General features: G+C 66.1%; 19 protein-coding genes. 6 read left to right on the forward strand and 13 right to left on the reverse strand.

The window, feature by feature from the left end:
• From RU09_RS14870 to RU09_RS14900, 7 genes are all read right to left on the reverse strand, one after another.
• The coding region (locus RU09_RS14870; RefSeq protein WP_197066091.1) for a YifB family Mg chelatase-like AAA ATPase at positions 1 to 914 on the reverse strand (914 nt) is incomplete at its 3' end.
• Positions 911 to 1,273 (reverse strand): YraN family protein, encoded by a 363-nt coding sequence (locus RU09_RS14875; RefSeq protein ID WP_042541662.1) that lies wholly within the window; start codon positions 1,271 to 1,273, stop codon positions 911 to 913. The genes RU09_RS14875 and RU09_RS14870, both read right to left, overlap by 4 nt.
• Positions 1,274 to 1,375: 102 nt before the next feature.
• Positions 1,376 to 1,702 (reverse strand): DUF2469 family protein, encoded by a 327-nt coding sequence (locus tag RU09_RS14880; RefSeq protein ID WP_042541663.1) that lies wholly within the window; start codon positions 1,700 to 1,702, stop codon positions 1,376 to 1,378.
• 47 nt (positions 1,703 to 1,749) lie between these two features.
• A complete protein-coding gene (locus RU09_RS14885; protein WP_042541664.1) occupies positions 1,750 to 2,409 on the reverse strand; it encodes a ribonuclease HII in 660 nt (219 codons plus the stop codon).
• A complete protein-coding gene (gene lepB, locus RU09_RS14890; RefSeq protein ID WP_042541665.1) occupies positions 2,406 to 3,140 on the reverse strand; it encodes a signal peptidase I in 735 nt (244 codons plus the stop codon). Before lepB ends, RU09_RS14885 begins: the two co-directional genes overlap by 4 nt.
• 118 nt (positions 3,141 to 3,258) lie before the next feature.
• Entirely contained in the window at positions 3,259 to 3,606 is a 348-nt protein-coding gene (gene rplS, locus RU09_RS14895) for a 50S ribosomal protein L19 (RefSeq protein ID WP_042542128.1), read from the reverse strand.
• Positions 3,607 to 3,783: 177 nt separating this feature from the next.
• Positions 3,784 to 4,272 (reverse strand): hypothetical protein, encoded by a 489-nt coding sequence (locus tag RU09_RS14900; protein WP_042541666.1) that lies wholly within the window; start codon positions 4,270 to 4,272, stop codon positions 3,784 to 3,786.
• Positions 4,273 to 4,393: 121 nt separating this feature from the next.
• On the opposite strand from RU09_RS14900, the gene map reads away from it, so the two are divergent.
• Positions 4,394 to 5,176, forward strand: a complete 783-nt coding sequence (gene map / locus RU09_RS14905) for a type I methionyl aminopeptidase (protein ID WP_042541667.1) — start codon at positions 4,394 to 4,396, stop codon at positions 5,174 to 5,176.
• A 24-nt stretch (positions 5,177 to 5,200) separates the two neighbouring features.
• Here map and RU09_RS14910 read toward each other — a convergent pair whose 3' ends face one another.
• Positions 5,201 to 5,938: a class I SAM-dependent methyltransferase gene (locus RU09_RS14910; RefSeq protein WP_042541668.1), complete on the reverse strand. Its 738-nt coding sequence runs from the start codon at positions 5,936 to 5,938 to the stop codon at positions 5,201 to 5,203.
• A gap of 90 nt (positions 5,939 to 6,028) precedes the next feature.
• Between RU09_RS14910 and RU09_RS14915 the strand changes: the two genes are divergently transcribed.
• A complete protein-coding gene (locus RU09_RS14915) occupies positions 6,029 to 6,601 on the forward strand; it encodes a histidine phosphatase family protein (RefSeq protein WP_052492999.1) in 573 nt (190 codons plus the stop codon).
• Here the strand turns inward: RU09_RS14915 and trmD are convergent.
• The 4 genes from trmD to rpsP are packed head-to-tail and all read right to left on the reverse strand — an operon-like array spanning position 6,598 to position 8,588.
• Positions 6,598 to 7,308 (reverse strand): tRNA (guanosine(37)-N1)-methyltransferase TrmD, encoded by a 711-nt coding sequence (gene trmD / locus RU09_RS14920; RefSeq protein ID WP_042541669.1) that lies wholly within the window; start codon positions 7,306 to 7,308, stop codon positions 6,598 to 6,600. The genes RU09_RS14915 and trmD overlap by 4 nt on opposite strands.
• A gap of 19 nt (positions 7,309 to 7,327) precedes the next feature.
• Positions 7,328 to 7,939 (reverse strand): ribosome maturation factor RimM, encoded by a 612-nt coding sequence (gene rimM, locus RU09_RS14925; protein ID WP_042541670.1) that lies wholly within the window; start codon positions 7,937 to 7,939, stop codon positions 7,328 to 7,330.
• On the reverse strand, positions 7,932 to 8,162 hold the full coding sequence (locus RU09_RS14930; protein WP_042541671.1) for an RNA-binding protein: 231 nt from the start codon (positions 8,160 to 8,162) through the stop codon (positions 7,932 to 7,934). The genes rimM and RU09_RS14930 overlap by 8 nt, the downstream gene beginning before the upstream one ends.
• Before the next feature lie 6 nt (positions 8,163 to 8,168).
• Positions 8,169 to 8,588, reverse strand: a complete 420-nt coding sequence (rpsP, locus tag RU09_RS14935; protein ID WP_042541672.1) for a 30S ribosomal protein S16 — start codon at positions 8,586 to 8,588, stop codon at positions 8,169 to 8,171.
• A 209-nt stretch (positions 8,589 to 8,797) separates the two neighbouring features.
• On the opposite strand from rpsP, the gene RU09_RS14940 reads away from it, so the two are divergent.
• Positions 8,798 to 9,949, forward strand: a complete 1,152-nt coding sequence (locus tag RU09_RS14940) for a glutamate--cysteine ligase (protein ID WP_042542130.1) — start codon at positions 8,798 to 8,800, stop codon at positions 9,947 to 9,949.
• Between the two features lie 3 nt (positions 9,950 to 9,952).
• On the opposite strand, the gene RU09_RS14945 is transcribed toward RU09_RS14940, so the two are convergent.
• Entirely contained in the window at positions 9,953 to 10,924 is a 972-nt protein-coding gene (locus tag RU09_RS14945; RefSeq protein WP_042541673.1) for a sugar-binding transcriptional regulator, read from the reverse strand.
• A gap of 100 nt (positions 10,925 to 11,024) precedes the next feature.
• On the opposite strand from RU09_RS14945, the gene RU09_RS14950 reads away from it, so the two are divergent.
• The 3 genes from RU09_RS14950 (at position 11,025) to glpK (ending at position 15,123) form a co-directional block, all read left to right on the forward strand.
• A complete protein-coding gene (locus RU09_RS14950; protein ID WP_042541674.1) occupies positions 11,025 to 12,734 on the forward strand; it encodes a glycerol-3-phosphate dehydrogenase/oxidase in 1,710 nt (569 codons plus the stop codon).
• A gap of 92 nt (positions 12,735 to 12,826) precedes the next feature.
• Positions 12,827 to 13,579, forward strand: coding sequence for an MIP/aquaporin family protein (locus RU09_RS14955; protein WP_042541675.1), 753 nt, complete (start codon positions 12,827 to 12,829; stop codon positions 13,577 to 13,579).
• 29 nt (positions 13,580 to 13,608) lie between these two features.
• A complete protein-coding gene (gene glpK, locus RU09_RS14960) occupies positions 13,609 to 15,123 on the forward strand; it encodes a glycerol kinase GlpK (RefSeq protein WP_042541676.1) in 1,515 nt (504 codons plus the stop codon).
• Position 15,124 lies beyond the last annotated feature (1 nt).

Below are 15,124 nucleotides of genomic sequence, written 5' to 3' on the forward strand. Positions count from 1 at the left end.
ATGAAGAGCACACCCCTGTGCGCCCGAGAGATCGCCCCGGGGCGCACAGACCTCGTTCCACCTCCGACGAGCGCCGCGACCGATGCACTGTGATGCGGCGACTCCAGCGGCGGCACCACGTCGAGAGCCTGCACCGACTCGCCCGTGAGCGAGCGGATCGACGCCACCTCGAGCGCTTCGTCCTCGGTGAGACTCGGAAGGATGCCAGGCAGCCGTCGTGCGAGCATGGTCTTCCCTGCCCCCGGCGGGCCGCTGAGCATCATGTGGTGTCCTCCCGCCGCGGCGACGATCAGCGCACGCACAGCGTTCTCCTGCCCCACGACGTCGGCGAGGTCCAACTCTTCGGGACTCTCGCGCGCAATCGCTGCGGCCGCGACCGGATCCGCCTCGAGCACGTCGACCTCTGCACCATGCCACACCGCCACCTGCGAGAGGCTCGCCGCAGGGCGCACCTCGATTCCCGGCACGAGCCTCGCCTCGGCCTCGTTGCCCCAGGGGACGATCACGGTGTCGAAACCCGCGCGTGCAGCAGCGAACACCGACGGCAGCACTCCGGGAACGGGCCGGAGCCGACCATCGAGCCCGAGCTCACCGAGATGCACCACGCGGGCGATGGACCGGCTCGACAGCGCTCCCCCGGCTGCCAGCGCAGCGACGGCGATGCTGAGGTCGAAGCCCGCTCCCTGCTTGGGGAGGCTCGCGGGCGAGAGGTTCACCGTCAGTCGACGACGCGGAAGATCGAGCGCGGTGTTCTTGCACGCGTTGTGGACCCGCTGAACAGCTTCGCCGAGTGATTTGTCGGGCAGCCCGATGATCTTGAAATCGGGCGTCTGATTCGAGATGTCCGCTTCGACTTCGACCATGTGTCCATCGACCCCGGTGAGCGCGACCGCCCAGGTGCGAGCCGTCTTCACGACACGTCCACGAGGTGTTCGAGGGTGCTGTGCGCGGGGTCAGCGCCGATGATCCCGATCGCCTCGATCCGGATCATGAGGCCGCCGGCCTGGTCGGGATGATCGGCGGCCCACGCATGGGCCAGTTGCCATAACCGGCGTACCTTGCGGGCGTCCACCGCTTCGAACGGGTGCCCGTGAGCGATGGTGCGTCTTGTCTTGACCTCTACGACTGCCAGATGGCGGCCGCGACAGGCGACGATGTCGATCTCGCCCTGCGCACATCGCCAGTTGCGGTCGAGCACCTCATATCCGATACCCGTCAGGTATCGGACCGCCTGCTCTTCACCGTGTCTACCGAGCTCGTCTTTCGCTGCCATGGTGACAGCCTGTCGAGCGCCCGCGCCGATCAGCGCTCCGAATGAGCCGCAGCCCCAGTCCCTCGGGACAGCCCGTCAGAAACCTGAGCCGTGCAGAAGAGGTCACTCCCCGTCGAGCGACAGCTCTTGCGGCAGTTCGAACTCGCGGCGCTGCAGCTCTTCGACGTTGACGTCTTTGAACGTCAGCACCCGCACGGCCTTCACGAAGCGGTCGGCACGGTAGATGTCCCACACCCAGACGTCACTCATCGAGATCTCGAAGTAGAAGTCGTGCTCGGTATCACGGCGTACGACATTCACCTCATTGGCGAGGTAGAACCGCCGTTCGGTCTCGACCACATACTGGAACTGTGCGACGACGTCGCGATACTCGCGGAACAGCGCGAGCTCGAGCTCGCGGTCGTAGTCGTCGAAGGCTTCCTCATCCATGATCCCTCCATCCTAGAGTCGGCGACACTGCGATGCCGCACGCAGGCTCAGAACAGAGTCGGGACATCTGTGATGACCCAGGATGATCGGTGATGCGGGGAGAGCCCGAGGCTCCTGATCGCATCGCGATGCTCGAGGCTCGCATATCCCTTGTTCCTGTCCCACTGATACGCGGGGTGGCTCTCGTGGAGCTCGGCCATGTAGGTGTCTCTCGCCACCTTCGCGATCACCGATGCCGCTGAGACCGACGCGCAGTCACGGTCTCCTTTGACCACGGGCCGCACGCGCAGCGGAACCGGATGCACGGGCGAGACGTAGTCGTGATTGCCGTCGAGCAGCACGAGCGCTCCGTCGAGGACCACTCCCGAATCGACCACGCTCTGCACGGCGCGCGATGCCGCGAGCCCGAGCGCCCGCATGATGCCCACCGAGTCGACCTCGGCCGCACTCGCCCAGCCGACTCCCGATGCCTGCACCCATGCCGCGGCCCTCGCAGCGACGTCAGGTCGACGCCTCTCGGTGACGAGCTTCGAATCCCGGAGTCCTTCGGGCACGCGACGGCGCGCACCGGCCGCATCCATCACGGCAGCTCCGACCGCCACCGGCCCGGCAAGCGCGCCGCGTCCGACCTCGTCGAGGGAGATGATGAGATCGCACTCACTCAGCAGCCTGCGCTCGAGAGTGAGCTTCGGAGCGACGACGCTCATTCCGGATCCGGGACGCCGTTGAAGCTGTCGTGGTGGCCGTCGATCGTTCCCATGCGGTCGAAGGGCCATGTCGTGAAGAACGCCTTGCCGACGACGTTCTCGATCGGCACGAATCCGCCGCTGGGGAGATCCTGATGCGCCCGCGAGTCCCGCGAACGATCCCGGTTGTCTCCGAGCAGCCAGAGGGACCCCTCCGGCACGACCACGTCGAAGGGTTCGTTGGACGCAGCGGTGTCGCCGTCCGGGAGATTCAGGTAGCCGAGCTCGTCGATGGGCGCACCGTTGACCGTGATCTGCCCGAGCGCGTTGCAGCAGACGACGTGGTCGCCCGGCAATCCGATCACCCGTTTGACGAGGTGATCCTGAGAGTCCGTGGCAGAGATCCCGATGACGTTGAGCATCCAGTCGAACGCTTCGATGAGCGGAGGCTGAGCCGGAGTCTGCGGCTGCCCGTCGAGCCACCCGCCGGGATCCTTGAAGACGACGACATCGCCGCGTTCGTAGTCGTTCCACCGGGGTGTCAACTCATCGACGAGGATGCGATCTTTCACCATCAGGGTGCGTTCCATCGAGGCCGACGGAATGTAGAAGGAGCGGACGACGAAAGTCTTCACGACGAAGGAGACGAGCGCCGCGATCACGACGATCACGAGGACGTCTCGCAGGAAGACGAGGAACCCGCGACGCCGCTTCGTCGGTGGAGTGGACGCGGCGGCGGAGTCAGTCGTCATGAGGGTTCCTTCACAGTCTCGCACCGCACGGAGACGGCATCATCAAGGGTCGCACACCCCGGGGATAACACAGCACCCCGGGACATCGTGTCCCGGGGTGCTGTGGAGAACCTGCGCGTCAGTTGTCGCGCTTCTCCTTGATCTTCGCCTTCTTGCCCCGCAGCTGGCGGAGGTAGTAGAGCTTCGCGCGACGCACGTCACCGCGGGTGACGACCTCGATGTGGTCGATCACCGGGGAGTGCACCGGGAACGTACGCTCGACGCCCACCTGGAAGCTGATCTTGCGAACGGTGAAGGTCTCGCGCACTCCATCGCCCTGGCGGCCGATGACGACTCCCTTGAAGACCTGGATACGCGAGCGGGTGCCCTCGGTGATGTTTACGTGCACGTTGACCGTGTCACCGGGGTTGAAGACGGGAACGTCTGAACGCAGCGATGCTGCGTCGACGGCGTCGAGGATCTGCATGATCGTCTCTCTCTGCACTCGCCTCAGGTCGGTTGCATGATGTAAGTAGGAACAAGAAGAGGTGTGCTGAACGGAGCCGAAGCGTCCGTGGGCTCCCCTGAGGCAGAACCGGTCACGGCACAAAAATTCATTCTGCCATGGATGCCGCACACGGCCAAAACGCCGTGCGCCGCGTCCTCAGTCCCGTGTGTCCTTCTCGCGGACCACGATGACTTCGTGTGCGCGGGTCTCTGGCACCGGCTCATCGACACCCGGCACGGATGACCACGCGATGGTCTCGCGGATCCGTGCTCCGCTCCCCTTCGCCTCGTTCCACAGCTGCCAGAGCTGCAGCCAGAACAGGCCGATGCCGACCACCGCCGCTGCCGCGAGCAGCCAGCCGAAGGCGCCGTCGATGAAGCACCCGACCGCGATGGTCAGCCCATGCCAGATCGTGAAGCCGCCGACGTCCCACCAGGAGACCGCCCGCTCGACGCGCACCGACGGACGCGATCGGGTCAGGAGCGTGAGGAGCAGCTGACCGACGAAGACCGAGGGCACCGCGATGAACAGCACCCACAGGATCGCCCATCCGCCCTGGAAGACGCCCCACCCCACGAGCAGCCAGAGCGGCAGCAGGAACGCGGCCGGAATCAGCCACCGGAAGAACGCCTGACGCAACCACATGCCTCAAATCGTACGACGCGAGGCTCCACATCGTCACGGTGTTCGCTGTGAGCGCGCGGTCTCTGCGCGGACGCACGCGTCCGGGAGATCGGGGAGAATGGAGTGGACGAGAGGACACCCGATGATCGAACTGCGCACCCCTGCCGAGATCGACGAGATGCGCGCCGCCGGTCGCTTCGTGGCTGAGACCCTGGCAACCCTGCGCGACGAGACGAAGGTCGGCACGAATCTGCTGTCGATCGACCGTCGAGCGCACGACATGATCCGCAAGGCCGGAGCGGAGTCGTGCTACATCGACTACCACCCGTCCTTCGGTGCCAGCCCGTTCGGCAAGGTGATCTGCACGTCGATCAACGACGCGGTGCTCCATGGGCTCCCTCATGACTACACGCTTCGCGACGGCGACCTGGTGTCGCTGGACTTCGCGGTGTCCGTGGACGGCTGGGTGGCGGACTCGGCCCTCTCGTTCGTCGTGGGCACCCCGCGAGAGGAAGACCTGCGCATCATCGACACGACGGAGCGCGCGCTCGATGCGGCGATCGGCGCAGCGGTCGTCGGCAACCGTATCGGCGACATCTCGGCGGCCATCGCGGCGGTGTCGCACGGCGAGGGGTACTCGATCAACACCGACTTCGGCGGACACGGCGTGGGGCGCATCATGCACGGCGACCCGCACGTTCCCAACGACGGCCGGGCCGGGCGCGGATTCCCGCTGCGCGAGGGCCTGGTGTTCGCTCTCGAACCGTGGCTGCTCGAGACGACAGACGAGCTCGTCACCGATCCCGACGGCTGGACCCTTCGGAGCGTCGACGGATCCCGGGGCGCCCATTCGGAGCACACCGTCGCAGTGACGGCGGATGGCCCCATCATCCTCACCGACAGGTCGTTCCTCGGCGTCCGCTGACTCCCGATGCTCCGCTCGTGTTCCTCACGCGCGGCGGTAGACGAACACATCCGTGACGATGGGCAGGTCGTACTCGTCGTGGTCGCGTGTCTCGGGATCTGAATCCAGCACCGCTTCGATGGCGGCGAACATCTCCGCGCGCGCTGCCTCATCGGCGACGAGGAAGGTGCTCACGGTCGACCAGCGACCGAGGTACGCGTCGCGTCGAATCCGCTCCGTCGAGTGGATCTGCTCGTGGCGCACGAAGTCGAAGCCGGGAAGCTCGTGTGTCGAGGTGCTCGTGGTGACGTCTGCATCCCCCACCGCGGGGTGCGCGATCCGGTGCGCCGCGCGATCCCACGCGCACGTCGGATCGAAACGGTTCCAGATGAGTCCGAGGGTTCCCCCCGGTGTGAGCACTCGCGCGATCTCCGCACACGCGGCCTCCTCGTCGAACCAATGGAAGGCCTGCGCCACCGTCACGACATCAGCGACCTCGGACTCCATCGGTATCCGCTCGGCGCTGCCGAGATGCGCCTCGACCCCTGGCAGCTTCGAGCGCAGGATCTCGAGCATCGGCTCCGACGGCTCGACTGCGACGACACGCTCCGTTCGTCCCCCGAGCAGTTCTGTGAACTTCCCGGTGCCTGCACCCAGATCGAGCGCCGTGCGCACGCTGTGAGGCATCACCACGTCGGCTGCAGCAGGAGGGAAGCCTGGACGGTAGCGGTCATAGTCTGCACCGGTGAGGGTGAACGATTTCGCCAGCACGTCGTCGACCATGCTGCGACGCTATCAGGCGCCCGCGATCTCACCCGTCCTGCGACAGTGCGACTGTGCCATCCTGAGTGCATGATTCCGGAGGATCGCCACGTGCCAGAGCATCTGTTCCTGGCTCGGCACGGGCAGACCCGATGGAATCTCGAGCATCGGCTGCAGGGGCAGCTCGACTCGCCCCTGACCGAGGACGGCATCCGACAGGCGCAGAGCGTTGCGGAGCGGGTCGCCGATCGCGGCATCACGACCGTGTGCTTCAGCCCGCTGGGCCGCGCACGACACACGGCAGCGATCATCGCTGATCGGATCGGCGCAGACCTCATCGAAGTGCCGGAGCTCGCCGACCTCGACCACGGCGAGATGGCCGGCCTGACCTGGGACGAGATCGATCAGCGATTCCCCAGGGCGCGCGAAGACCGCGCGGCGAACCGATACGGCTGGGCGTTTCCCGGGGGCGAGAGCTATGCCCAGGCGAGAGGACGGGCGCGCCGAGCGCTGTCATCCTGCGGATGGGCTTCGACGGGCGTTCCCCTGCTCGTCAGTCACGAGATGCTCGGCCGGCTGCTGCGAGCACACCTCCGAGGCTTGGACGCCCATTCCGCGTTGTCGCTGAGGCACCCGCAGGACGTGGTGTTCGAGATCGACCGCGGAACCGAGCGGATGCTCTAGTTCTCGTCGTCCGGGAGCAGATCCGGCCGACGGCGACGCGTCCGCTCGATCTGCTGATCGCGACGCCAGGAGGCAATCACGGCATGGTTGCCGCTCAACAGCACCTCGGGTACGGCCCGGTCCCGCCACACCGAGGGCTTCGTGTAAGACGGGTACTCCAGGAGTCCGTCTTCGTGCGATTCCTCGACGAGGCTCTCCGGATTGCCCACGACACCGGGGATCAGACGTCCGATCGCCTCGATCATCGCCATGGTCGCGACTTCTCCTCCGTTGAGGACGTAGTCGCCGAGACTGACGAGTCGCACCTCGCCGAGCGAGGCCGCATACTCGAACACCCGCTCGTCGATGCCCTCGTACCGGCCGCATCCGAAGATGAGGTGATCGCGGGTGCTGAGGTCACGAGCCGTGGCCTGGGTGAAGACCTCGCCCGCGGGAGAGGGGAAGATGATGGTCGGCCGACGGCCCTCATCGGAAGGAGCCGACGACGCCAGCTCATCGAGCGCGAGCCCCCAGGGCTCCGGCTTCATGACCATCCCCGCTCCACCCCCGTACGGGGTGTCGTCCACAGTGCGGTGGCGGTCGGAGGTCCAGTCCCGAAGGTCCCAGACGCGCAGGTCGAGGATGCCGGCGCTCTGCGCCTTCCCGAGCAGGGAGAGCGTCAGGCCGTCGAAGTACGACGGGAAGATGGAGAGGACGTCGATGCGCACGGGCAGACCGTACCCGTGGTCACTCGGTGGCGTCGGAGTCCGAGGACTCCCCCGCCTCCGTCGCCTCGGAAGCGTCGGGAAGCTCTTCGAAGAGTCCAGCGGGCGGCGTCACGATGACGCGTCCTGCTCTCACGTCGACCGTCGGAACGATCGCCTCGACGAAAGGCACCATGATGTCCTGGTCGCCTGACCTGACGATGAGCAGGTCCTGCGCCGGGAAGTGCTCGACCCGAGCGACTCTGCCCACCACGACACCATCACGGACGACATCGAGCCCAGTGAGCTGGTGGTCGAACCACGCGTTGTCCTCGACCTCGTCGTTGTCCTGATCGATCCAGAGGATCGCTCGGACGAGGGTCTCTGCACCCTCACGATCGTCGACGTCCTTGAAGAACACGACGGGGTTGCCGTTCATCACCCGGTACTCGCGAACGACGACCGTCTTGCCGTGCCACGGGGATGCTTCAGGCACCTGCAACGTGAACTCGGCCCCTGGAGTGAAACGACGCTCGGGATTGTCGGTGTAGAGCTCCAGCTTCAGAGCGCCCTTGAGACCGTGGGCCTTGACGAGGCGCCCGACCCGCAGCTGATTCTTGCCCTGGTTGCGGTCTGTCGACACCACGTCAGTCATCCGCGACATCGACACGCACACGACGCCCGTCTGCAAGAGCGGAGATGAGCGTGCGCAGTGCTTTCGCGGTGCGGCCGCCGCGCCCGATCACGCGTCCACGGTCGTCGGGGTGCACGCGCACCTCGAGGAGATCGCCTCTCGGCGAGGTGGAAGCGTTGATGCGGACATCCTCGGGGTGATCGACGATCCCCTTGACGATGTGTTCGAGCGCGGCGGCGAGCACGACGAATTACTCGGCGTCGGCGGCGGGAGCCTCAGCGGCCTCCGCGTCGGCCTTGGCCGGAGCCTCGGCCTTCTTCTCGACCTTGGGCTTCACGACGGACTTCTTGGACGCGTCGATCTCGAACGGAACCTTGGGCTCCTTGACCTTGAGGGTGGACTTCGCGTCCTTGTCGCCCTTGAACTTGCCCCAGTCGCCCGTGATCTTGAGCAGCGCTGCGACCTGCTCGGTCGGCTGAGCACCGACGGACAGCCAGTACTGCGCACGGTCGGAGTCGATCTCGATGAACGAGGGCTCCTCGGTGGGGTGGTACTTGCCGATCTCCTCGATCACGCGACCATCGCGCTTGGTCTTCGAGTCGGCGACGACGATGCGGTAGTACGGCGCACGGATCTTGCCCAGGCGCTTGAGACGAATCTTGACAGCCACGATTCTCCTGAATTGTGTGGAAGGTAACGAACCGATCGCCTGGAGAGTGGGGTGCACACCCGGCGGAAGCTCAAATAGGGAGGACGAGTGCTGGATAGAGGGTCGAGCACGTCGTCCGACCTTCTATTCTGCCAGATCCGCGGCCAAGGAGCGAAACGGGACGACACGGCGGTTGCCGTGTCGTCTGCACCGCATGTCAGACTGTGCTCGTGAAGCTCGATTTCGCGTCATCGGCCCGGTCCACAGTAGGCCTCGAATGGGAGATCATGCTCGCCGACCCGGTGAGCGGTGATCTCGTCGGCCGCGCCCCTGAGCTGCTGTCGGCACTCGAGCACGAGAGCGCCGACGAACGCCATACGGTGACGGGTGAACTGCTCACCAACACCATCGAGGTCACCAGCGGCATCGGCGATTCAGTCGCGCACGCCGTCGACGACATCGCCAACGCGATCTCTGCCGTGCGCTCGGCCACGGATCCCGCCGGCATCGAACTGCTCTCCGCAGGCAGCCACCCGTTCGCACAGTGGTACCAGCAGGAAGTGACCGACAAGACCCGCTATCACACCTTGATCGAGCGGACCCAATGGTGGGGCCGCAACATGATGATCTGGGGGATCCACGTCCACATCGGCGTCGAGGATCAGCGCAAGGTCATCCCCATCATCAACGCCCTCGCGGCATACCTCCCGCATCTGCAGGCGCTTGCCGCGTCGAGTCCGTTCTGGGCCGGTGAGCGCACCGGGTACGCGTCCAACCGTGCCCTGGTCTTCCAGCAGCTGCCCACGGCCGGACTCCCCTGGCCGCTCGACGACTGGTCCGACTATGAGGCCTATCTCGACGACATGGTGCGCACCGGTGTGATGGCCGATGCGACCGAGGTGCGCTGGGATATCCGCCCCGCCCCGCGGTGGGGGACGATCGAGGTGCGGGCCTGCGACGGCCTCTCGACCCTGCCGGAGCTGGCAGCGGTGGCCGCCCTCGTCCAGGTCCTGGTGGAGCATCTCTCCCGGCAGCTCGACGAGGGTCGCACTCTCGCACAGATGCCCGCCTGGTACCACCGCGAGAACAAATGGCGCGCGGCACGCTACGGCCTCGACGCCAGGGTGATCGTGGATTCGGCGGGCACCCAGCGGCCGGTGCGGGAGCATCTGTCCGAGGTCCTCGACGAGCTCGCGCCGGTCGCAGTCGAACTCGGCTGCGGGCGAGAGTTCGGCAGCATCGAGACGATACTCACGAACGGCGCGAGCTACGAACGGCAGTTGACGATCGCGAACGCGACGGGGGGCGACCTCGGTGCGGTCGTGCAGCACCTGATCCGGGAGTTCCGTTCCGGCCCCGAATCGTCGACCGACGAGTCGTAGAGGTCAGTCCTCCACGAGTCGGCGCGCGAGCCCCTCGTCGAGGACCACATCCGTGATGAGCTCGGCGGCGATCGCTGCGCGGAGGCTCGCGAGCTTCGGAACTCCCGAGACCACGCACACGCGCCTGGGCACCCTTCGCAGTCTGTCGAGGCCCGGACCGGTGGCGCGGGCGTTCACACGGATGTCCCTCCACGAGCCGTCTGCGCGGAAGAAGACCGTCGCCACGTCGCCGATCGCGTGGTCTTCGCGGAGGCTCCGGTAGTCGTCGCGTCCGAGATATCCTCCGACGTACACACGGCTGGGCACCTCCGCGGCGGGAGAGCCGAGACTGAACACGGCGATGTCCATCTTCGACTGCAGATCGAGCACTCTCCGGGTGCTGCGCTCGCGCCACATCGCCTCGCGCGTCGACGGATCGTCGAAGAACGCCGGCACGGGGAACTGCTGCACTTGCGCGCCGAACGCGCTGCCGAAGCGCTGCAGGATGTCGCTCGAGTACTCGACGCCGCTCGTCTGCGTGTTGCCCGCGCCGTTCAACTGCACGAACGTCGTGTTGTGCGTCTCCTTCTGCGTGAGACCGCGGCTCACAGCGCTGATCGTCGATCCCCACGCGACGCCCACGATCATGTTGGAGTCGACGAACTGCGAGAGCAGCCGCCCCGCTGTCAGGGCCACACGCTCGAGCCGCTCCACCTCGCTGACGATCTCGGGGATGGGTACGACATGCGCGACGAGGCGGTATCTGTCTCTGATGCGCTGCTCGAGCATCCCCAATCGCTCCAGAGGAGAGTTGATCCGGATGTCGACGAGCCCGCTCTCGCGAGCGAAGCTGAGCAGACGGGACACGGATGATCGCGAGGTCTTCAGCTCCTGCGCGATCACCTCCATCGTCTTGTCCTGCATGTAGTAGAGCTGCGCTGCGGTGAGCGCGGCGATCAGCTTTGAGTCGCGGGATCCCGCGTCAGGCTGGGTCATGAGGGCCTCCTCGCCTCGATCTTTGCACATATGTGCAGCGGGCTTGCGCGCGCTGGCCACATGGGTCGAAGCTGGGGGCACGCACAGAGAAGGGTCGAAGATGATCGAGTCGACACACTCATCACCGGAACGCGCCGAAGTCCGCGCCGTCCGTGAGTCCGGACGCACGAGCGTCCTTGTCATCGGAGCCGGGATCAACGGGATCTCGACGTTCCGAGACCTCGCACTTCAGGGCGTCGACGTCCTGCTGGTCGAACGAGGAGACTTCGCTTCCGGAGCCTCCGCGGCATCGAGTCACATGATCCACGGCGGCATCCGCTACCTCGAGAACGGCGAGTTCCGACTCGTCCGTGAATCCGTCGAGGAGCGAAACGGCCTGCTCAAGATCGCGCCGCACTATGTGAAGCCGCTCGAGACCACGATCCCGATCTATTCGACCTTCTCGGGCATCCTGTCCGCCCCCCTGCGCTTTCTCACGCACAAGAGCGGCAAGCCCCAGGAGCGGGGAGCGTTCCTCATCAAGGTCGGGCTCACGATCTACGACACGTTCTCGCGCGATGGGGGCATGGTCCCTCGTCACCGCTTCCTCGGTCGCAAGCGCTCGCTCGCCGAACTCCCCTCGCTCGACCCGAACATCAAGTACACGGCCACCTACTACGACGCCTCCATGCACGATCCCGAGCGTCTGGCGCTCGACGTGCTGCAGGACGGGCGCGCAGCTCATCCGGGCGCCGTCGCCCTGAACTACGTCGAGGCGATCGCCCGCGACGGCAAGAAGATCGTCCTCCGCGATCGTGAGAGCGGCACGGAGTTCTCGGTCGCCGCAGATGTCGTCGTGAACGCATCAGGGCCGTGGACAGACCTCACCAACGACGCGCTCGGCAACGACACGCGCTTCATGGGCGGGACCAAGGGGTCTCACATCGTTCTGGATCACCCCGAGCTTCTCGAGGCGACGCGTGGCCGCGAGATCTTCTTCGAGCACTCTGACGGCCGCATCGTGCTGATCTACCCCCTCAAGGGGCGCGTGCTCGTCGGGACGACGGACATCGACGCCGATCCGCGCGAGGCAGCCGTGTGCACGGAGGAGGAGATCGACTACTTCTTCGACCTGATCCACCACGTGTTCCCGACGATCGACGTGACGCGCGAGCAGATCGTCTTCAACTTCTCCGGCATCCGCCCGCTTCCTCGCCACGAGGACACGGCCCCTGGATTCGTGTCCCGCGACTACCGCATCGAGGTCGACGACAAGGGCGCGGCTCCTCTGGTGAGCCTCGTCGGCGGAAAGTGGACGACGTTCCGCGCGCTCGGCGAGTCGCTGTCCGACGTGGTGCTCGATCTGATCGGCCGCACTCGCACGGTGTCGACCGCCGGCCGGGCCATCGGCGGAGGCCGCGACTTCCCGCGCACCGAGAAAGCTCGTCGAATCTGGATCCAGGAGAACCTCCCGGGTGCCGGCGACCGCGCCGAGCGCCTTCTCGCCCGTTACGGAACACGTGCGGCTCAGGTCTGGGAGTTCATCGAGCAGGGTGATGACGCTCCCCTCGCCGGCGACGACCTCTCCACCCGGGAACTCGCCTGGATGGTGGAGAACGAGATGGTGGCGCGTCTGCAGGATGTCGTCATGCGACGCACCAGCATCGCATTCACCGGTCACGCCGACGCGGATGTGCTCGAAGAGCTTGCCGCAGCCCTGGCTCCTCTGCTCCACTGGGATCGTGCACGCCAGGATGCAGAGCTCGACCAGACGCGCACGATGCTCAACGAACGACATGGACTCCAGATCTCGTCCCGCGCACGCGGCTGACGAGACATCCGAACGCCGCCCTCCACGCGGCGTAACTCCCAACAAGTGCCAGAGCTATGGGGCTCTGGCACTCAAGAAAGGTCAATGAAGACATGACTGAAGTGAATCTCGGTCTCTACTTCCTCTCGGAGTTCGTCGGCACCGCAATGCTGATCCTCCTCGGATGTGGTGTCGTCGCCAACGTCGCTCTTGCCAAGAACAAGGGCTTCGGCGGCGGCTTCCTGATGGTCAACTGGGGATGGGGTCTCGCGGTCTTCGTGGGTGTCCTCGTCTCGGCGTACTCCGGCGCCATCCTCAACCCGGCGGTCGGCATCGGCCTTCTCGTCGCCGGCAAGATCGACTTCTCGCAGTTCGCGGTGGCGACCGGCGCCGAGCTGCTGGGTGCGATCGTCGGTGCGATCCTCACCTGGCTGGCTTACAAGCAGCACTTCGACGAGGAGCCCGACCCCGCCAACAAGCTCGGCGTCTTCTCGACCGGCCCGGCGATCCGCTCCTACGGCTGGAACCTCGTCACCGAGGTCATCGGCACCTTCGTCCTGGTGTTCGCGATCTTCGCATTCGCCGACTACGGCGACATCGAGATCGGCGTCCCCGGAGGCCTCGGACCGCTCAGCGCCCTGCCCGTCGCGCTCGTCGTGGTCGCTATCGGTGCATCGCTCGGTGGACCCACCGGCTACGCGATCAACCCTGCTCGCGACCTCGGACCCCGTATCGCCCACGCCATCCTGCCGATCAAGGGCAAGGGATCGAGCGACTGGTCGTACTCGTGGGTCCCGGTGGTCGGTCCGCTGCTCGGTGGTGTCCTCGCCGCCGTCGCAGCGCCCGTTCTGCTCAACCTCGCCTGAACCCGAACCTGACTTCAAAGGAGAACACAATGGCCGACTACATCATCGCCATCGATCAGGGCACCACCTCCAGCCGCGCGATCATCTTCGACAAGAAGGGCAGCATCGTCGCGACCGGACAGAAGGAGCACGAGCAGATCCTCCCCAAGGCCGGCTGGGTCGAGCACGACCCTGCGGAGATCTGGCGCAACGTGCAGGAGGTCATCGGCCTCGCGCTGAGCCGCGGCGACCTGACACGTCACGACATCGCCGCCGTGGGAATCACCAACCAGCGTGAGACCGCAGTGGTCTGGGACAAGACGACCGGAAAGGCCGTCTACAACGCGATCGTCTGGCAGGACACCCGCACGCAGGAGATCGTCGACCGCCTCGCGGCCGACGGCGGCGTCGAGCGGTTCAAGCCCGTCGTGGGCCTCCCCCTCGCCACCTACTTCTCGGGCACCAAGATCGCCTGGATCCTCGAGAACGTCGAGGGCGCACGGGAGAAGGCCGAGGCGGGCGACCTCGTCTTCGGCACGACCGATAGCTGGGTGCTGTGGAACCTCACGGGCGGCGTCGACGGCGGTGTGCACGTCACCGATGTCACCAACGCCTCACGCACGATGTTCATGGATCTCGAGACGCTCGAGTGGCGCGACGACATCCTCGAGGCGTTCGGAGTGCCGCGCTCGATGATGCCGGAGATCCGCTCCTCCTCCGAGGTGTACGGCGCCGCCGAGGACTCGTCTCTGCTCCGGGAGACGCCGATCGCCGGCATCCTGGGTGACCAGCAGGCCGCGACGTTCGGTCAGGCCGCGTTCAACCAGGGCGAGAGCAAGAACACCTACGGCACCGGATGCTTCCTCATCTTCAACACGGGCGAGGAGATCGTCCACTCGAAGAACGGGCTGCTGACCACCGTCGGCTACAAGCTCGGGGACGGACCGACCCACTACGCGCTCGAGGGCTCGATCGCTGTCACCGGATCGCTGATCCAGTGGCTCCGCGACCAGCTCGGGATCATCAGCTCCGCTCCCGAGGTCGAAGAACTCGCGAAGCAGGTGGACGACAACGGTGGCGTATACATCGTCCCCGCGTTCTCCGGCCTGTTCGCACCCTACTGGCGTTCGGACGCCCGCGGTGCGATCGTCGGCCTCACCCGCTACGCGAACAAGAACCACATCGCTCGCGCAGCGCTCGAGGCCGTCGCATTCCAGACCCGCGACGTTCTCGACGCGGTCAACGCGGATGCCGGCGTCGACCTCACCGAACTCAAGGTCGATGGGGGCATGGTCGCGAACGATGCGCTCATGCAGTTCCAGGCCGATGTGCTCGGTGTGCCCGTCGTGCGCCCGGTCGTCGCGGAGACCACCGCGCTGGGTGCCGCGTACGCCGCCGGTCTGGCCGTCGGCTTCTGGAACGGTCTCGACGACCTCTCCGCCAACTGGCAGGAGGATCGTCGTTGGGAACCGTCGATGGAGGACGGCGAGCGTGACCGCCAGCTGCGCCTGTGGCGCAAGGCCGTCACCAAGTCGATGGACTGGGTCGACGAGGACGTGATCTGAC

Source organism: Microbacterium sp. MEJ108Y (assembly GCF_000834175.1).
Lineage (GTDB): Bacteria > Actinomycetota > Actinomycetes > Actinomycetales > Microbacteriaceae > Microbacterium > Microbacterium forte.